Annotated in this window: 16 protein-coding genes; 9 read left to right on the top strand and 7 right to left on the bottom strand. The window is 71.9% G+C overall.

Annotation, left to right across the window (positions count from 1 at the left end):
• Nucleotides 1–499 precede the first annotated feature (499 nt).
• Nucleotides 500–1,468: a tripartite tricarboxylate transporter substrate binding protein gene (locus E2C05_RS00380; RefSeq protein WP_205082662.1), complete on the top strand. Its 969-nt coding sequence runs from the start codon at nt 500–502 to the stop codon at nt 1,466–1,468.
• 337 nt (nt 1,469–1,805) lie between these two features.
• Here E2C05_RS00380 and E2C05_RS00375 read toward each other — a convergent pair whose 3' ends face one another.
• On the bottom strand, nt 1,806–2,783 hold the full coding sequence (locus E2C05_RS00375) for a Bug family tripartite tricarboxylate transporter substrate binding protein (RefSeq protein ID WP_158291850.1): 978 nt from the start codon (nt 2,781–2,783) through the stop codon (nt 1,806–1,808).
• A 183-nt stretch (nt 2,784–2,966) separates the two neighbouring features.
• Between E2C05_RS00375 and corA the strand changes: the two genes are divergently transcribed.
• The gene (gene corA, locus E2C05_RS00370; protein WP_133217591.1) at nt 2,967–3,953 is read left to right on the top strand and encodes a magnesium/cobalt transporter CorA; all 987 of its coding nucleotides are present in this window, start codon (nt 2,967–2,969) and stop codon (nt 3,951–3,953) included.
• A gap of 83 nt (nt 3,954–4,036) precedes the next feature.
• A complete protein-coding gene (locus tag E2C05_RS00365; RefSeq protein WP_133217590.1) occupies nt 4,037–5,002 on the top strand; it encodes an acetamidase/formamidase family protein in 966 nt (321 codons plus the stop codon).
• A 42-nt stretch (nt 5,003–5,044) separates the two neighbouring features.
• Here the strand turns inward: E2C05_RS00365 and E2C05_RS00360 are convergent, their stop codons facing one another.
• The 5 genes from E2C05_RS00360 to E2C05_RS00340 form a co-directional block, all read right to left on the bottom strand.
• On the bottom strand, nt 5,045–6,568 hold the full coding sequence (locus E2C05_RS00360) for a replicative DNA helicase (RefSeq protein WP_133217589.1): 1,524 nt from the start codon (nt 6,566–6,568) through the stop codon (nt 5,045–5,047).
• A 537-nt stretch (nt 6,569–7,105) separates the two neighbouring features.
• Nucleotides 7,106–7,666: a NifU family protein gene (locus E2C05_RS00355; RefSeq protein WP_133217588.1), complete on the bottom strand. Its 561-nt coding sequence runs from the start codon at nt 7,664–7,666 to the stop codon at nt 7,106–7,108.
• A gap of 173 nt (nt 7,667–7,839) precedes the next feature.
• On the bottom strand, nt 7,840–8,340 hold the full coding sequence (locus E2C05_RS00350) for a universal stress protein (protein WP_133217587.1): 501 nt from the start codon (nt 8,338–8,340) through the stop codon (nt 7,840–7,842).
• Nucleotides 8,340–9,083 (bottom strand): TIGR02186 family protein, encoded by a 744-nt coding sequence (locus tag E2C05_RS00345; RefSeq protein WP_133217586.1) that lies wholly within the window; start codon nt 9,081–9,083, stop codon nt 8,340–8,342. Before E2C05_RS00345 ends, E2C05_RS00350 begins: the two co-directional genes overlap by 1 nt.
• A complete protein-coding gene (locus tag E2C05_RS00340) occupies nt 9,080–9,988 on the bottom strand; it encodes a sulfite exporter TauE/SafE family protein (protein WP_133217585.1) in 909 nt (302 codons plus the stop codon). Before E2C05_RS00340 ends, E2C05_RS00345 begins: the two co-directional genes overlap by 4 nt.
• Nucleotides 9,989–10,196: 208 nt before the next feature.
• On the opposite strand from E2C05_RS00340, the gene E2C05_RS00335 reads away from it, so the two are divergent.
• Both E2C05_RS00335 and E2C05_RS00330 read left to right on the top strand, forming a co-directional pair.
• Entirely contained in the window at nt 10,197–11,129 is a 933-nt protein-coding gene (locus E2C05_RS00335; RefSeq protein ID WP_240046497.1) for a DNA-binding protein, read from the top strand.
• Between the two features lie 334 nt (nt 11,130–11,463).
• A complete protein-coding gene (locus E2C05_RS00330) occupies nt 11,464–11,667 on the top strand; it encodes a hypothetical protein (RefSeq protein ID WP_240046496.1) in 204 nt (67 codons plus the stop codon).
• 194 nt (nt 11,668–11,861) lie between these two features.
• Here the strand turns inward: E2C05_RS00330 and E2C05_RS00325 are convergent, their stop codons facing one another.
• Nucleotides 11,862–12,785: an MlaA family lipoprotein gene (locus E2C05_RS00325; RefSeq protein WP_158291849.1), complete on the bottom strand. Its 924-nt coding sequence runs from the start codon at nt 12,783–12,785 to the stop codon at nt 11,862–11,864.
• A gap of 87 nt (nt 12,786–12,872) precedes the next feature.
• Between E2C05_RS00325 and hpnI the strand changes: the two genes are divergently transcribed.
• The 4 genes from hpnI (at nt 12,873) to E2C05_RS00305 (ending at nt 18,262) form a co-directional block, all read left to right on the top strand.
• A complete protein-coding gene (gene hpnI / locus E2C05_RS00320; RefSeq protein WP_133217582.1) occupies nt 12,873–14,027 on the top strand; it encodes a bacteriohopanetetrol glucosamine biosynthesis glycosyltransferase HpnI in 1,155 nt (384 codons plus the stop codon).
• Between the two features lie 122 nt (nt 14,028–14,149).
• Complete coding sequence (gene hpnJ / locus E2C05_RS00315; protein WP_133217581.1) at nt 14,150–15,595, top strand: hopanoid biosynthesis associated radical SAM protein HpnJ; 1,446 nt, start codon at nt 14,150–14,152, stop codon at nt 15,593–15,595.
• A gap of 634 nt (nt 15,596–16,229) precedes the next feature.
• Nucleotides 16,230–17,057, top strand: coding sequence for a hopanoid biosynthesis-associated protein HpnK (gene hpnK, locus E2C05_RS00310; protein WP_133217580.1), 828 nt, complete (start codon nt 16,230–16,232; stop codon nt 17,055–17,057).
• A gap of 242 nt (nt 17,058–17,299) precedes the next feature.
• Nucleotides 17,300–18,262 (top strand): lysylphosphatidylglycerol synthase domain-containing protein, encoded by a 963-nt coding sequence (locus E2C05_RS00305; RefSeq protein WP_133217579.1) that lies wholly within the window; start codon nt 17,300–17,302, stop codon nt 18,260–18,262.
• The last annotated feature ends 40 nt before the right edge of the window (nt 18,263–18,302 follow it).

The following is an 18,302-nucleotide window of genomic DNA, read 5'->3' as shown; positions in this document are numbered from 1 at the left end:
GGGGCGCTTGCGCTGATCCGGCTTGGCCAGAGCACCTGGCATGCGGGACCGCGTTCTGGCCTGCTCATTGGGCCGGTCGCAAGGCGGGATGCGTTCCCGGGCGAACGCCACCTTGGCGTTGCGCGACCCGAAGATCCGCAACCCGCCGAACGTCCATCCATCTGGACGCGGTCCATGCATCCGTGCGGATGCGCAAGCTGCGTCGGGTCGTTCGGCCTCGGGCGCATTCACGCTGCGCGGCGTGCACGCCGCCCGCCAAGGCCTGAACTCCATATCGCACGCTGCGACATGGTCCGGCCCGCATGCCGGAGCGAAGCGTCGCAACCGGCGATCCAGGCGCCGCGCCGTCCGGCTCCGCCCAAGCGGTTGCCAGCCGCCGCCGGCCATGATCCGATCCCGCTCCGAACCGGGACCTGGCACCGCAGGGGCAGCCCTGCCGTACTCCGCCCGGGCAAGGACACATCGGCGCGGCAAGCGCCGGGATATCGGGAGGACCATGATGCATCGCCGCGCCCTGCTGGCCGGGCTGGCCGCCGCGCCGCTCGCCCGCCCTGCCCTCGCCCAGGGGGCAGGGGCCGCCTTCCCGGACCGGCCGCTGACCATGGTGCTGGCCTTCCCTGCCGGCGGCGGGACCGATGCCGCGGCGCGGCCGCTGGCGAAGATCATGGAGAAGTATCTCGGCCAGCCCATCGCGGTGGTGAACCGCCCGGGGGCGAGCGGGGAGATCGGCTTCAGCGAACTCGCCCGTGCCCGGCCGGACGGCTACACCATCGGCTTCCTCAACACGCCCACCATCGTGACCATCCCGATCGAGCGGCCGCAGGCCCGCTTCCGGCTGGACGATTTCGCGCCTGTGCTGAACATCGTCGACGATCCGGGCGCCATCTGGGTGCTGCCCGACAGCCCGATCCGCAGCGTTGCCGACCTGGTGGCGGAGGCCAAGCGGCGCCCCGGCCAGATCAGCTACGGCACCTCCGGCATCGGGTCGGACGACCACTTGGCGGTGCTGGCGCTGGAGCGGGTGACCGGAACCAAGTTCCTGCACATCCCCTTCGCCGGCGGCGCCCCGGTCCGCACCGCGACCCTGTCGAAGCAGATCGAGCTGGCGGTGACCAACATGGGGGAGGCGATCGGAGACTACCGCCAGGGCCTGTTCCGGCCGATCGGCCAGATGGGAACCGCGCGCTGGCCGGTGATGCCGGATGTGCCGACCTTCCGGGAGCAGGGCTTCGACGTGGTCGAAGGCTCCATGCGCGGCCTGGCGGCGCCGGCCGGGCTGCCGAAGCCGGTGCTGGAGCGGATCGCCGAGGCCGCGCGCAAGGCGGTGGCCGATCCGGAATGGCAGGCGGTGGCAACGCAGCTTGCCCTGCCGCTGCGGCTGCTGGGCCCGGACGAGTACCGGGCCGAGCTGGTGGCGATGAAGGCGCATTACGAGAAGCTCTGGGCGGCGCATCCCTGGCGGGACTGACACCCGCCCGCCCTGTCGCCACGCTGCGGGCCGCGCATCCGCCGCGGCGACCAGCCCCTACGTCACATCGCCGAAAATCGCTGCCCTGTGCCGTCGAACCGGTGGGCTGGGCATTTCGGGTGACCGCAGCATCGCCCGGCACCGTCAGCGGGGTCGGCGCATGGTCGGACGGGGCTCGTCGGATCGGCGCCGTGGTCCGCGCAGCGGCGGGGCGGTGCCTCGGTGGCGGCGTCCCGGGCGGTGTCCCCGCAGGGGCGATGGCGCCGGCCCGGCATGGGCGACTTGGCAGCCGCGCGCCGGACCAGCGTGGCCCGGACGCGGCGGGTGGGCAGGCCGCTCAGTCGTTGCGGATGCCCATGGCCTTCACCATTCCACCGACCGTGTCGATCTGCTCGCCGACGAAGCGGACGAAATCCGCCTGGGTCATGAAGCCCGGCACGATGCCGACCTGCGCCAGGCGATCCTGCATCGCCTGGGTCCGCAGCGCCGCCTGCACCTCGGCATGCAGCCGCTCGACGATCGGGGCCGGCAGCCCGGCGGGGGCTGACAGGCCCAGCCAGTTCTGCGCCAGCAGGTTGGGCAGCCCGGCTTCCGCCGCCGTCGGCACATCCGGCACGCTCGGCGACCGCGCCGGCGCGGTGATGGCATGGGCACGCAGCCGGCCGGCCCGGATGTTCTCGACATTCTCCGGGAGCGTGTCGAAGGACAGCAGGATGGACCCGCCCAGGAGGTCGGCCTGCATCGGCTGGCTGCCCCGATAGGGCGCGTGGTTCAGCGGGATGCCGGTCTGCTGCGCGAACATGGTGCCGACCACATGCCCGACCGATCCGGCGCCGGAGGTGCCGAAGCTGACCGGCTGCGGTTGCGCCCGCATCCAGGCCATCAGCCCCTTCAGGTCCTGCGCCGGGACGGCGAGGTTGGTGACGACGACCATGTAGGTCGCGCCGATATAAGAGACATGGGTGAAGGAGGCCTGCGGGTCGTAGCCGGGCTTCGAATACAGCGGCGGGGAGGTGACGATGGGCGCGGTGTTGGACAGCAGCAGCGTGTAGCCATCGGCCGGTTGCTGCGCGACATGCGCCGCCGCCAGCGTGCCGCCGGCACCCGGCCGGTTGTCCACGACGACCCGCTGGCCGAGCTTCGGCGTCAGCGCCTCCGCCAGCACCCGCGCGACGATGTCGGAGGAGCCGCCGGGCGGGAATACCACGACGATGCGGACCGGCCGGGCAGGCCAGGGATCGGCCGCCAGGGCGCCCGCTGCCTGCCCGAGGAGAAGGCAGAGCGCTGCCGCGAAAAGCTGCATCAGGCGTTGCATGGCGGGTCCCTCCTTGCCGGGCCGGGGGCAATCGGGATGGGGGCAGCAAGCCGTGGGCCAGGGTGCCCGCGCCGGTCCCAAGGCCCCGGATCGATGCCTCCGCGGGGACACGCCGCAGGGCATTTCCGCCCTCCGGCGATTCGCTCTAGAAGCCCGGGGCCCGTGCGGCCGGGAGATCGCCAGATGCTGACCAGCTACACCGTCGAGAACGGCCATCTCCTCGTGCGCGAAGGCCCCCATGAGGTGGAGGCGCTGCGCCGCGCCGTCTGGATCGACCTGCTGACGCCAACCCCGGCGGAGGAACGGGCGGTGCAGGAGGCGCTCCGGCTCGAGATCCCGACGCGGGAGGAGATGCAGGAGATCGAAAGCTCGTCGCGCCTCTACAAGGAAGACGACGTGCTGTTCCTGACCGCGCCCTTCCTCTACGGCGTGGAGGGTGGGGAGATGGGTTCCACCGCCATCACCTTCGTGCTGGCCAATTCGACGCTGGTCACGGTGCGCTACGCCACGCCCAAGGCCTTCGCGGTGTTCAGCGCCCGCTGCCAGCGCACCCCGGTGATGCTGCTGGGCACGCCGGACGGCGTGATGCTGCACATCTTCGAACAGATCGTGGACCGCCTGGCCGACATCCTGGAGCGTATCGCGTCCGACATGGACCGCGCCAGCCAGGCCGCCTTCCGCACCGCCCGCGCCAAGGTCAAGGCCAGCGCGAAGGATGCCGACCTGAAGGACGCGCTGATCACCCTGGGCCAGGTGGGGGAGGTGACGACGCGCGCGACCGAGACGCTGCTCGGCCTGTCGCGCATCCTCACCTTCCTGACGGCGGAGAAGGCGGTGGCCGTGCGGAAGGAGAACCAGGCCCTGATCAAGTCCCTGGTGCGGGACGTGCGCAGCCTGGTCGAGCATGCGAATTTCCTGAACGGAAAGGCGAATTTCCTGCTCGACGCCGTACTGGGCATCATCAATGTCGAGCAGAACGCGATCATCAAGACCTTCACCGTGGCCAGCGTCGCGCTGATGCCGCCGACGCTGATCGCCAGCATCTACGGCATGAATTTCGAGCTGATGCCGGAGCTGAAATGGAGCTTCGGCTACCCGATGGCGGTGGTGATGATGGTGGTCTCGGCGGTGCTGCCGATCCTCTACTTCAAGCGGAAGGGCTGGCTGTAGCCCGGGCCGGGCCGCTGCCCCCTTGCCACCCTGGCCCCGGCCTTGCATCCATGCGCGGCCATTCCGATCCCGGGGGAGACCGCATGCCCGCCACGCACCGTATCGAGCCGAGCATCCCGAATGTCCGCTGGGGGGCCTTCGACGCCGCCTTCGCCCCGGTGGCGGAGGTCGATCCGGGCGACCTCGTCATCCTCGAATGCGTCTCGGGCGCGAAGGACGTGATGCCGCCCCCCGGCAGCGGCCTGGCGGTGCCGGAAAGGCTGGCGGCGATCCATGGCGGCGGCGTCCCCCGCCTCGGCCCGCACATTCTCACCGGCCCGGTGGCGGTGAAGGGCGCCGAGCCGGGCGACTGCCTGCGCGTCGAGATCGAGAAGATCGAGCTCGGCGCCGACTGGGGCTTCTGCGCCTTCCGCCCGCTGGTCGGCACCCTGCCGGAGGATTTCCCCTACCACCGCGTGCTGCATATCCCGGTCGACCGCCAGGCGATGACCTGCAAGGTGCCGGTCGGCCCTGGCATCACCCTGCCGCTCTCGCCCTTCTTCGGCGTCATGGGCGTGGCGCCGCCGCCGGAATGGGGGACGATCTCGACGAAGGAGCCGCGGGCGCATGGCGGCAATCTCGACAACAAGGAGTGCGGCGAAGGCGCCACGCTGTTCCTGCCGGTCTTCGTGCCGGGCGCCAATTTCTCGGCCGGCGACGGCCATGGCGTGCAGGGCGATGGCGAGGTCTGCATCAACGCGTTGGAGATGTGCCTGACCGGGCATTTCCGCCTGGGGCTGGAGAAGGGCGGGGGCGGCAAGGACCCCGTCCTGAAGTATCCCCGCGCCGAGACGAAGACCCACTACATCTCCATGGGGATGCATGAGGACCTGGACGTCGCCATGAAAACGGCGCTGCGGGAGATGATCGCCTTCATCGTCTCCCGCGCCAACCTCTCGGCCGCTGATGCCTACCAGCTCTGCAGCCTCTGCGTGGATTTCCACGTGACGCAGACGGTGAACGGAGAGAAGGGCGTGCACGGAATGCTGCGCAAGGGCCTGCTGTTCTGATGGCTGGCAAGCCGCGCCGGGGACACCCCGGCGCGGCACGGCTCAATGCCCCTCGGCCCCGCCATGCACCTGGTCGAGGTCGCCGAAGCGGGTGAACTCGCTCTCGAAGAACAGCTTGATCGTGCCGGTCGGGCCGTGCCGCTGCTTGGCGATGATCAGCTCGGCCTTGTTGTGGGCGGATTCCATGTCCGCCTGCCACTTGGTCAGCGCTTCCTCGTACTTGGCGGCGTTGTCGTAGGTCAGCTCCTTCGGGGCGCGCTGCGCCAGGTAGTATTCGTCGCGGTAGACGAACATCACCATGTCGGCGTCCTGCTCGATAGAGCCCGACTCGCGCAGGTCCGACAGCTGCGGCCGCTTGTCCTCCCGGCTTTCGACCTGGCGGGAAAGCTGGGAGAGGGCGATGACCGGCACCGACAATTCCTTGGCGATCGCCTTCAGCCCCTGGGTGATCATGGAGATCTCCAGCACCCGGCTTTCCGGCCGCGTCCCGGCCGCCGGCCGCATGAGCTGCAGGTAGTCCACCACCACCAGTTCCAGCCCCCGCGTGCGCTTCAGGCGGCGGCAGCGTGTCCGCAGCGCGGAGATGGTGATGGCCGGCGTGTCGTCGATCACCAGCGGCAGGCCGGACAGCTCCCGGCTCACCTCGACGAAGCGGTCGAAGTCGCGCTGGCTGATGTCGCCGCGGCGGATGCGGTCGCCGGAAATGCGCGCCGTCTCGGACAGCAGCCGGGTCGCCAGCTGGTCGGCGCTCATCTCCAGCGAGAAAACGGCGACCGTGCCGCGCGGCTGCACGCCCTCGCCCTTCGCCTGCGCCTCCCGCACCAGGGCCTGGGCGGCGCCGAAGGCGATCTTGGTGGCCAGCGCGGTCTTTCCCATCGCCGGACGGCCCGCGATGATCAGCAGGTCGGACCCGTGCAGGCCGCCGGTCTTGGCATCGACGTCGCGCAGGCCGGTGGGCAGGCCGCTGACGCCACCGGGCGTGGAGAAGGCGCGCTCGGCCATCAGCACGGCGTCGGTCAGCGCGCGCTCGAAGGTCACGAAGCCGCCCTCGGTCCCGCCATCCTTGGCCAGGTCGAATAGCCGCTGCTCCGCCGCCTCCAGCTGTTCCTTGGCGGTGAGCTCCGCCTCGGCCCCGAAGGCGCGGTTCACCACCTCCTCGCCCACATCCACGAGCTGGCGGCGCAGCCAGCAATCATGCACGTTGCGGGCGTATTCGCCGGCGTTGATGATGCCGACCATGGCGGAGAGCAGCTGCGCTAAGTAGGCCGGGCCGCCGACTTCGTCGAGCAGGCCGGAATGCTCGAACTCCGGACGCAGCGTGACGACATCGGCCAGCTGCCCGGCTTCGATCCGGCGCTGGATGGCGTGGAAGATCCGGCCATGGATCGGATCGGCGAAATGCTCAGGCGCCAGGAATTCCGAGACGCGCTCATAAGCCTTGTTGTTGGCCAGCAGCGCCCCCAGCAGCGCCTGTTCGGCCTGCAGGTTCGAGGGCGGGACGCGCTGCGAGAGGCCGAGGAGCCCCCCGGCGCCCGCGAAGGGCGGCGGCTGGTCGATGGTATTCATCCGGCGATCCTAGCGCGGATCAGTGCCTGGGGATTACGGGGATGACTGTGGATAGTGGGGACGGTCCGGCCAGGGACGGCAGACGTGATGCCGCAGGCACGGCGGGAGCGGCGCGGGCCACGAGGGTGCGGTCGGGGAGAATTATGTGGAAAGCAAAGTGATGCTCGCCGCTGCGCCGGGACCATGGCGCCGCGTCGCGCACCGGACGCCATGATGTGTCGGCGCCATGGGATGGCAGCGGCGCATGCCGTGCGTCCGGCCCGGCCGATTGCGTGACGCGGACTTCGTGCGGCCCTGCGCCGGATGCCGTCGCAGGGCGCGGCAGCGAGGGTCGATATCCCCCGCCAAGCACGGCTGCGGCAACGGACGGGCTACCCCGTCCTGCCCGCCGCATCTGCTCACCCACCGGCCCGGCGCGGGATCGGAACGACCCGGCTCGCCGCCGGGAACGTGCCGCCGGATCCGCTGACCGGTAGGGCGCGCATCTATTGCCCGACCGATGGCGACCGGTGTGGCGGGGGCCTCCCGCCCGGCAGATCAGGCCTCGACCTGCTCCACTGCCACCACTTCCGGCACGTAGTGGCGCAGCATGTTCTCGACGCCATGCTTGAGCGTGGCGCGGGAGGAGGGGCAGCCGGAGCAGGCGCCCTGCAGGTGCAGCCGCACCACGCCGTCGCGGAAGCCGCGGAAGACGATGTCGCCGCCATCGCCGGCCACCGCCGGGCGGACGCGGGTGTCGAGCAATTCCTTGATCTGCTCGACCACCTCGGCATCGGCGGGATCGAAATCGCCTTCGCCATCCTCGCCCTCGCCCTCCAGCACCGGCAGGCCGGAGACGAAATGGTCCATGATGGCGCCCAGCACCTGGGCCCGCAGGGACGCCCAGCCATTGGCGCCATCCTCCGTCACGGTGACGAAGTCGGCGCCGAGGAAGACGCGGGCGACGCCGGGCAGGGCGAAGATGCGGGCGGCCAGCGGGCTGCGGGCGGCAGCTTCGGCAGAGGCGAAGTCGGCGGTGCCGCGGTCGCCCATCACGTCCCGGCCGGGCAGGAACTTCAGCGTGGCGGGGTTGGGAGTGCCTTCGGTCTCGATGAACATGGCGCGGTCCTGGCGTTGGGCGTCCGGACGCAGCGTCCCGGCCCGCCGGAGTATCCGTACCAAAATGGTCGGTTATGGCCCCAGCCGCAAGCCGCGCGGGGTGCAGCCCTGCCGCGCGGCCGGCAAGGGCGGCGGCGCCCCGCGCCGGGTCCTCGGGCGCGGGAAGGCCCGCCTCAGGTCACCCGTTCCAGTTCCTTGTCGTCCAGACCGCCGGGCACGATCGTCATCGGCACCCGCACCCGGCTGGCATAGCGGCCGGTCAGCGCCGTGATCAGCGGCCCGGGGCCGCTGCCGGTGGCGGCCGAGGCAAGGACCAGGATGGAAATCCGCGGATCCGCCTCCAGCAGCGCCAGCAACTCGTCGCGCGGCTCGCCCTCGCGGATCTCGACGATCGGCAGGCTGCCGGTGATCTCCTGCACCTGGGCGCCGAGGCCGGAGAGCAGCTTCTCCGCCTCCTCACGCTTCTCCTCGGCCATCATGGCGCCGACGCCGGCCCATTCGGTCATCGGCGCCGGCTCGATCACCCGCAGCAGCAGAACCCGCCCGCCGCCGTTGCGGGCGCGCAGGCAGGCATAGCGCAGGGCGATCTCGCGCTCCGCGCTGTCGTCCACCACCACCAGGAAGACGCGGTCCCGCTTGGCGGTCGCCGCCTTCTCCGCCGCGGTCTCGGCCATCAACCCCTCCGGAACAAGATGCTGCCCAGCCAGCCTGCAAGCGCCGCCACCAGGACGCAGGCCACACCGTAAAGGAGCGGCTGGCCGCGCGCGACGGTTGCGACGCGATCGGCCGTGCCGACCCGCTCCACCCGGAATTCCAGCGCCTGCCGCGCCACGATCCGGCGGGAGCGGACCAGCAGCACCTCCACCTGGTATTCCCCTGTCGGCACCGCCGCCGGCAGTGGCAGCCGGACGAAGAACAGCCGCGCCCCCTCGATCTGGACCGGCTCCGCATCCTCGAGCCAGAGGCCCGAGCGCCGTTCCAGGTCCAGCAGCGCCGCCCGGAAGGCCGGGTTGCGGGCGCCCGTGCTGGTCAGCGGCAGTGCATCGAGGCCGAGCGCGTTCTTCTGCCGCTCCTCCTCCGGCAGGATCTGCCAGGCCGGGCGGGTACCGGCGATGACGTAGTAGCCCGGCACCTCCGGGAAGCGGGCGGCAGGGCCGTTCACCCAGACCACCCCGGCCACCGCCACCTTGCGGCGCACCACGATGGGCCGGGTCGGGCCACGGGCGACCACCAGCACCTCGTCCCCGCCGGGGCCGATCGGCTGCTCCGTGCTGCCGAACACCACCAGGGACGCGCCGGTGAAGCCCGTGGTCACCTCGATGTCGTTGCGCGACAGGGCAGCGACCAGCGGCAGGTCCTGCGCCATGGCACGGACCGGCAGCAGCAGCACCAGCAGCAGGAGACAGCGCCGGATCACAGCGCCGGGCCGGAGGAGAACAGGCTCTCCGGCGGCCGGAGCAGGCCCCAGAGCAGGCTGAGCGCGACACCGAGGACGAGCAGGCCGAGCAGCGCCCGGGTCTCCTCACCCCGCAATTTGGTCCCCATCGAGGCGCCGAACTGCGCCCCGGCGACGCCGCCAACCAGCAGCAGCAGGGTCAGCAGCACATCCACGGTGCCGAGCTGCAGGGCCGCCAGCAGGGTCACGTTGGCGGCGACGAAGACCACCTGGAACAGGGAGGTGCCGATCACCACCGAGGTCGGCATGCCGAGCAGGTAGATCATCGCCGGCACCAGCATGAAGCCACCGCCCACGCCCATCACGGCCGAGAGCAGGCCGATCCCCGCGCCGATCAGGAAGGGCGGGACGACGGAGATGTAGAGCCGCGACTTCCGGAACCGCATCTTCAGCGGCAGGCCATGCGCCCAGTAATGCTCGTGCAGCTTGCGCCGGGTGGCGCTGCGGCGGCGGAGGATCGCCTTCACGCTCTCCATCACCATCAGCCCGCCGACGGTGCCGAGGACGACGACGTAGAAGAGCGAGACGGCGAGGTCCACCTGGCCTGCCCGGCGCAGCAGGGCGAAGAGCTGGACGCCGAGCACCGAGCCGACGATGCCGCCGGCCAGCAGCACGCTGCCCATCTTGGCGTCCACATTGCCCCGCCGCCATTGGGCGATGAGGCCGGAGACGGAGGCGCCGAGGGTCTGGTTGGCGCCGGAGGCAACCGCGACCGGCGACGGGATACCGATGAGGATGAGCAGCGGCGTGAGCAGGAAGCCGCCGCCGACGCCGAACAGGCCGGACAGCCAGCCGACGCCGAAGCCGATGCCCATCAGCACGAAGGCATCCACCGACATCTCGGCGATCGGCAGATAGACCTGCATCGGGGGGCGTCCAGACCGGCAACAAGCGGGGCGGGATGCGCGGTTTGGACCCCTGCCATGGCGGTAGCAAGGCAGAATCGACCCGCCCCGGGCATCGCGGCCTGGACGTGTCGTCACGGCCATGCGGCACGCGATGGATGCCGCCACACCGAACCCCGCGCCCGATTCGGCGTTGCAGCGGCCGCAACCGGAACCGGGACCCAGTCAGATGTCTTCCTCGACCAGCAGCGGCAGCGCGACCTACGCGCGAGCCTATGGCGACGCGGCCACCCCCGTGCCTTCCCGCATCTCCTGGGGTGCGGTCTTCGCCGGCGGCGTCGTCGCCGTTGCCACCGGGACGATGCTGAACGTCCTCGGCCTGGCCATCGGTGCCACCGCCGTGGACGCGACTGCGGCGCAGACCCCCGGCGCTTCCACCTTCGGCATCGGCGCCGGCATCTGGCTGCTGGTCGCCAATACCCTGGGCCTGCTGGCCGGCGGCTACGTCGCCGCCCGACTGTCCGGCAGCGGCGACTCGACCGACAGCGCGCTGCACGGCCTGTCCGTCTGGGCGATCGGCTTCCTGCTGTCGGCCGTGCTGCTCGGCAATATCGTGGCCGGCACCGCCAACACCGCCTTCCAGGGTGCCTCCTCGATCATCGGCGGCGTGGTGCAGGGCGCCGGCAGCGCGGCGGGCGGCGCCGCCTCGGCCGCCTCCGGCCCGCTGGCCCAGGCGGCACAGCAGGTCAACCCGCAGCAGCTGGTAGAACGGGCCCAGAACGCGCTGCGCAGCGCCGGCGGTGACCCGGCGCAGATGAACAGCGACCAGCGGAATGCCGAGATCGTCCAGATCCTGACGCGTCGCGTGACCGACGGGAACCTGCCGCAGGACGCGCGGGACCGGCTGAACCGTCTGGTCGGGGCGGAATACGGCATCGCGCCGGAGGAGGCGCAGCGCCGGGTGCAGCAGGTGGAGCAGCAGGCGCAGCAGGCCGCCCAGGTGGCCGAGCAGCGGGCCCGTGAGGCCGCCGACGCGGCGGCGACCGGCGGCGCGGTGGCGGCGTACTGGATCTTTGCCGCCATGCTGCTGGGCGCGGTGGCCGCGGTGCTGGGCGCGCGCTTCGGCACGCGGCACGGGCCGGCGGCGCGGGCCTACGCCTGACCTTGCGGGAGGGTGGTTTCGCGGCCCCGGCATCCGCCCGGACCGCTTGGCCGCCCTCCAGCCTTTCCGATCACTCGGAAGCGAGCGACGCCGCCGGCATGGCATCCGTGCCGGTGGCGTCGACCGTCCCGGCGATCAAGCCGGGACGGTCGGTAGGCGCCGGACCCTGCCTCTGCAGCCGCCATCGGCCGGGTCACCCTGTCCCCCTCCTGCCTCCCTGTCCTGGGCCGAACCGGCCAGCCCGTCGGGCGTTGACGTCCCGCAACAGAACAGGGGTTCCCGCATGCGCGTCCTGATCGCCAGCCTAGCCCTCAGCCTGCTCGCGGCACCGGCCATGGCCAAGGAAGGCGGCTGCCTCAAATACGGCGCGGCCGGCGCGGTGGCCGGGCACATGGTCGGGAGCGGCCATGGCGTGGCCGGCGCGGCGGCTGGCTGTGCCCTCGGCGTGCATGAGCGCCACAAGGCCGAAAAGCGCGACGCGGCCCAGCAGCAGGCGCCGGCCAACCAGCCGCAACAGGCCCAGCCGGCAGGCCGCTGACGCCAGGGCGGGGTGTGCCGTCCTTCGAGGGCGCATCCCGGCCCGGGCCCAAGGTCACGACAGGCGTATCCGTCCTCCATGGCGCGCGCGGCGTCCGCCAGCCTGTTCCGCCGGAGCCCTGCGCGGGTTTCGGCGCGACGGTTCTCTCCCCCTCTCCGGACTGCCGATGCGCCCGCGGCCGAGCCGCGGCCGGATCAGCGGGACGCCAGCCGCGTCGGTGACGCCCGGTGAACCGGCTTCTTCGCCTTGTGCGCCGCCAGGCGGCGCGGCGGGGCCGCAGCGTGGCGGCGGACCTGCGGCCGCTGCGCGATCGGGGCCGGCGCCTCGACCCGCGGGGCCGCCTCCCCCGGGTCATCGAGCACATCCGGCTCGGCGGCCGGTGACCGGCCGATCTGCGCATCCCGATATTGCCGCCACAGGCTGCGCAGCCGGGCATAGGGGTCGAGCGAACCGGTCCGCAATTCGTCGAGCGTCTCGATATTCCGCTCTCGCTCGTCCAGCCCCAGCGCAGCGCCGCGGCCGATATTGGCGACGAAGGGCACCGGATAATTCACCGGGTTAAGGAAGCCGTTGACGATGGTGCCGGTCAGTTCCCGCGGGTTGGACGGACCCACCACGGGCAGCATCAGGTAGGGCCCGTCGCCGACACCCCAGAGCGCCAGGGTCTGGCCGAAATCCGCCACCTGCCGCGGCGGGCCGCCAATCGGCTCCAGGTCGAACAGGCCCCCCACGCCCAGGGTCGTATTGATGACGAAGCGCATGAGCGAGGTGCCGGCCTCGACCGGCTTGCCCTGCAGCAGGCGGTTGGCGAAGACCGCTGGCTCGTTCAGGTTCTCCAGCACGTTGCGGATCCGCGCCCGCGGCCAGGGCCCCAGCACCTCCCGGTAGCCCTGCGCCAGCGGCTTGAACAACGCATCGTCGAGCCGGAAATTGAAGTCGAGGACGCGGCGGTTGGTCGCCTCGTAGGGATCGGATGGGTCGGTGGGGGCGCCGGTGACGAGGATGGGCGGCGCATCGCTGGCGGGCATGCCCGCCTGGGCCACCTGCCGCGCCGGCGGCGGTTCCGCCGCACAGGCGGCGAGCAGGGCGGCGAGGCCGAGTATGGCGGGACGGGACATGCGCATGCAGGGGAATACCGGACGGGAGCCTGGGTACCCTAGCCCAGGGCCGCACGCGCCGGCGATGCAGGAAGTTGCGCCCCCCCCATGCTGACCCTGCTCCACACGATCCTGGGCGCCGCTGCCGCTATCGCCGCGCTGGCCGGGGCGGCGGCGGCCCTGCTCGCGGCCCGGGCGGTCGCGCGGCTGGCCGCCGATCCCCCGGCCGGATCGCCGGCGCTGCCTGCCAGCCTCCTCAAGCCGCTGCATGGCAATGCCCCGGGCCTGCGGCAGGCGCTCGACTCGACGCTGGCGCAGGACCATGCGGCGCCCTTCGAGGTGCTGTTCGCCGTGCGCGACCCGGCTGACCCGGCGGCGGCCGTGGCCGCGGCGGCCATGGCGGCGGCACCCGGCGTGCCGGCGCGGTTGCTGTCCGACCCGCGGCTGCATGGGCCGAACCGCAAGGTGTCGCAGCTCATGAACCTGGAAGGGGCGGCGCGGCACCCCGTCCTGGTGGTGGCGGATTCCGACATGCTGGTGCCGCCGCACTGGCTGACCGCAGTGACGGCCCCGCTGGCGGATCCCGCGGTGGGGCTGGTCACCTGCCTCTACCGCGGAGAGCCGGGGGATGCCGGGCTCTGGTCCCGCCTCGCCGCGCTCTGGGTGGACTGGCAGTTCCTGCCGAACGCCGCCTGGGGGGAGGCGATGGGCCGCGCCCATGGCTGCTACGGCGCCACCATGGCCCTGCGGGCGGACACCCTGGCTCGGCTGGGTGGCTTCGCCGCCTTGTCCGACCTGCTGGCGGATGACCATGCCTTGGGGGCGGCGGTGCGGCGGCTGGGCCTGCGGGTGGTGCTGGCGCCGGTGCTGCCCGGGCATGTTCAGGCGGAGGAGAGCCTCGCTTCCATGCTGAGGCATGAGCTGCGCTGGGCGCGGACTCTCCGCCTGCTGGACCTGCCGGGCTATGTCGGCATGGGCATCACCTTCCCGCTGGCCTGGGCGACGCTGGCGGTGCTGCTGTCCTGGTCCGCCCCCTGGGGCTGGGCGGCGCTGGCGGTCGCCGCGATGGCTCGACTGGCCCTGGCGCTGACGGTGGACCGGGCGTTGCGCCGCCGCCGCAGTATCGGACGGCTCGTGCTGCTGCCGCTGCGCGACGCCGTCTCATTCGCTATATGGGCGGCGGGGCTGGCTCGCGGCACGGTGACGTGGCAGGGCCGGCGCTACCGAATGCGCCGGGACGGCAGCATGGTCGAGGCCGGGTGACCGCACCTGGCGGGCAGGGTTGCGCCGGGCGCGGCCCGGGGCCCTCAACGGCGGCGCTGCCCGGCGGTATGGTACGGCGTGGACCCTCGCCGGGTCCGCTTAGGGGGCTATAGCCAGTGACGATGCGGACCCTGTTCCTCCAGGCGCCTTCCTTCGACGGGTTCGATGGCGGTGCCGGCTCCCGCTACCAGGCGCGGCGGGAGATCAAGAGCTTCTGGTTCCCGACCTGGCTGGCCCAGCCGGCCGCGCTGGTCGAGGGATCGAAGCTGGTGGACGCGCCGCCGCACAAGCAGACCCTGGCCGATGTCCTGCCCATGGCGAAGCAGCACGACTTGGTGGTGCTGCACACCTCGACGCCCAGCTTCGCCTCCGACGTGAAGGTGGCCGAGGCGTTGAAGGCCGCGAACCCGTCGCTCAAGGTCGGCATGATCGGCGCCAAGGTGGCGGTGCAGGCCGAGGAATCGCTGCGCGACGCGCCGGTGGTCGATTTCGTCGCCCGCAACGAGTTCGACTTCACCATCAAGGATGTCGCGGACGGGATGGACTGGTCCGCCATCAAGGGCCTGTCCTACCGCAACGGCGCGGGCGTGCTGGTCCACAATGCCGAGCGTCCCGTCCTCGAGGACATGGACGCGCTGCCCTTCGTGTCGCCGGTCTACCGCCGCGACCTGGACTACCAGAAGTATTTCATCGGCTACCTGAAGCACCCCTATGTCTCGATCTACACTGGCCGGGGCTGCAAGAGCCGCTGCACCTTCTGCCTCTGGCCGCAGACGGTGGGCGGGCACCGCTACCGCACGCGCAGCGTCGAGAACGTCATCGAGGAAATCCGTTACATCCGGGACAACTTCCCCGGGCTGAAGGAAATCTTCTTCGACGACGACACCTTCACCGACAACCTGCCGCGCGCCGAGGCGATCGCGCGGGAGATGGGCAAGCTGGGCGTCATGTGGTCCTGCAACGCCAAGGCCAATGTCCCGCGCGAGACGCTGAAGGTGCTGAAGGATGGCGGCCTCCGGCTGCTGCTGGTCGGCTACGAGAGCGGCAACCAGCAGATCCTGCACAACATCAAGAAGGGCATGCGGATCGACGTCGCCAAAAAGTTCAGCAAGGACTGCCGCGAGCTCGGCATCATGATCCACGGCACCTTCATCCTCGGCCTGCCGGGCGAGACGAAGGAGACGATCGAGGAGACCATCCGCTTCGCGATCGAGACCAACCCGCACACGCTGCAGGTCTCCCTGGCGGCGCCCTATCCCGGCACCTTCCTGTTCGACCAGGCGGCGCGGGAGGGCTGGCTGGACACGGCGAATACCGAATACGTGGACGCGCATGGCGTGCAGATCGCGCCGCTGGCCTATCCACACCTGTCGCACACGGAAATCTTCGACAGCGTCGAGACCTTCTACCGGCGCTTCTACTTCCGCGCGCCGAAGATCGCGGCGATCTGCGGCGAGATGATCCGCGACCGGCAGATGCTGGTCCGCCGCCTGCGGGAGGGCGTGGAGTTCTTCCACTTCCTGCGCGAGCGGAGCACGGCAAGCGCGCAGCAGAAGGCCGCCGCCTGATCCCAGCGGCGCGTGCGCCCGGCCTCCGCGCCGACCGGGGCGGCAGCACGGCAGCCCACCCCCTCGCGGATGCGTCCGTCGCGGGGGACAGGCGGAGCCCACCCGGCGCAGGGATGACGGCAACGGCGCGACTTCCGATCCGGAGCGGCCGCGACGGGTATCGCTGCGCCGGAGGCTGGCGCCGATGATGGCCTTCGCCCGCCCCATCCCGGCGTCCGGAGGAGCCGGTCGCGGGGCGGGGTGAACGCCGCTCAACGCCTATTCGCGTTCCGCTCGGGCGGCCAAAGCGATGCCGCTTTCGACGCAGATCGCTGCGGCCGGCCTGCCATGTCCCTCTGCGGCTGCGCTTGCCGCAGGATCACCGGGCGGTCCTGCCCGGCCGGCGCCTGGACGGCCATGTCGGTTGAAGAGACAGCATGTCGCGGGCAACCATGAAGGCCGCCCGCCATGGCGCGGATGCGCGGTCGGTTCCGCGCCTGGCCCGGGGGGGGGTTTACGGGTCGACCACGGGCCCATGCCGGGCGTCCGGTTGCGCCCGCTGGCCACATGCAGCAAATCCGGCCTGGGTCCCCGATTCGCCAAGCCCTTTGGGCGGAACGGCGCGGCCGGCGGCATCGGGAAAGGGGCCGGGATGATGCCGGGACGCGGGGTGGCAGCGATCCTCAATGCCGACGACCTCGGCCTCTCGCCCGAGGTCAACATGGCCATCGAGCAGGCGCACCGGGACGGCGTGCTCACCGCCGCCAGCCTGATGGTCGGCGAACCTGCGGCGGCTGAAGGCGTGGCGGTGGCCCGGCGCAACCCGGGCCTCGCAGTCGGGCTGCACCTGACGCTGACCGACGGCGCCCCGACCCTGCCGCCGGAGCGCATTCCGGCCCTGTTGCAGCCCAATGGCCGTTTCCGGGACGACATGGCGGGGCTGGGCCTCGTCCTCGCCGCCTCCCGCGCCGCCCGCGCGCAGTTGCGGGCGGAAATCGCCGCGCAGTTCGCCGCCTTCCGCGCCACCCGCCTGGCTTGCGATCACCTGAATGCCCACAAGCACTACCACCTGCATCCGGTGATCGCCGCCATCGCCTTCGCCGAGGCAGCGCGCCATGGCGTGCGCTGCGTCCGCATCCCGTGGGAGCCGCCATCCCTGGTCCCCGGCGCCGGGCGGGCCTTGTGGCCGCTGACGGCCTGGCTGCGGCGCCTCGCGGCACGGCACGGCCTGCTTGCGCCGGACCGGGTGGTGGGGCTGCGGTGGTCCGGCGCCTTCACCGCCGAACGCCTCGCGGAGGTGCTGCCGCGCCTGCCGCCGGGGGTGACGGAGATCTATCTCCACCCGGCAACCGCGGGCGGCTTTCCCGGCGCCGCGCCGGGCTACCGCTATGCCGAGGAACTGGCGGCCCTGACCGACCCGCGGGTCCGCGCCGCGGCGGCGGGGCTGGCGCGCGGCGGCTATGCCGCGATGCTGGGCGCCTGAAGCGGCTTTCGCATCCGCCCGGATGCGCTGCGCCCGGTGGCGGGGCGAGTTGAAGGCCATGCATCGTCCATCCAGTGCCTCATTGGGGGGAGCCGCGCCGGTTCAGCGCCCGCTTCAGGGCGCCACCCGCCGCAACCGCCCCGCTCGAAGGCAGGATGACGCTGCGGGCGCCGGTGCTGCTGGCCGGCCGGGCGTGCCGCTGCTATCGCCCGCGGCATGACCCGTGCCCTCCCCGCCCGCCGATGAGCCGGCTCGGCCCGCTGCTCGCCCTGGGTGGCCTTCTGCTGGCGGTGTTGCTCCTGGCGCAGCAGGATTTCTCCGAGGTCGGCGCCCTGCTGGCCGCCGCCGGCATCGGTCTGGTGCTGGCGGCGCTGGCGCATATCCCGTCCATGGCGCTGAACGGGCATGCCTGGCGGCTGCTGCTGCCGCGGGCGCGGCGGCCGGGCCTGGGCGCGATGACGACGAATGTCTGGATCCGCGAGTCCGTGAATGGGCTGCTGCCGGTGGCCCGGGTGGGCGGCGAGATCGCGTCCTACCGGCTGCTGCGCGGCGAGGGCGTGGCGGTGGCCCCGGCGGCGGCCAGCCTGATGGTGGACATGGCGATCTCCATCCTCAGCCAGTTGCTTTTCGCGCTGCTGGGGCTGGCGCTCCTGGCCTGGGCCGGGGCGGGCATCGGCTGGGGCGGCATCGCGCTGGCGATGCTGTGCGGCCTGGCCCTAGCCGGCGGCTTCGTGCTGGCGCAGCGGGCGGACCTGCTGTCGCGCCTCGCCCGCGTGCTGAACGCGGTCGCGGCCGGGCGCTTCCCGGCGGTGCAGGCGCACTCCGCCCGGATCGACCGGATGACGCGCCGGCTGTGGCGGGTCCGCGGTGCCATCCTGGGCTGCTTCCTGTGGCAACTGGCGGGATGGATGGCCGGTGCGCTGGAGATCTGGGTGGCGCTGTGGTTCCTCGGCCACCCGGTGGGGTTGGCGGAGGCCCTGGCGATCGAGGCGCTGATCCAGGCCGTGTCCTCCGCGGCCTTCCTCGTTCCGGGTGCCCTCGGGCTGCAGGAAGCGGGCTTCCTCGGCCTCGGGATGCTGCTGGGCCTGCCGGCCGAGGTCGCGGCGGCGCTGGCCATCGCCCGCCGCATCCGCGACCTCGTGATCTTCCTGCCGGGCCTCCTCGCCTGGGTCTGGGCGGAAAGACGGATGGTGCAGGAAGCCTGACCCGGACCGGTCCAGGCCGGGATCCCGCTTGGCGGATGGG

The sequence above is a fragment of the Paracraurococcus ruber genome, from assembly GCF_004353985.1.
Classification (GTDB): domain Bacteria; phylum Pseudomonadota; class Alphaproteobacteria; order Acetobacterales; family Acetobacteraceae; genus Paracraurococcus; species Paracraurococcus ruber.
The sequence above is the reverse complement of the archived record's forward strand: the minus strand, read 5'-3'. Positions and strand labels throughout refer to the sequence as shown.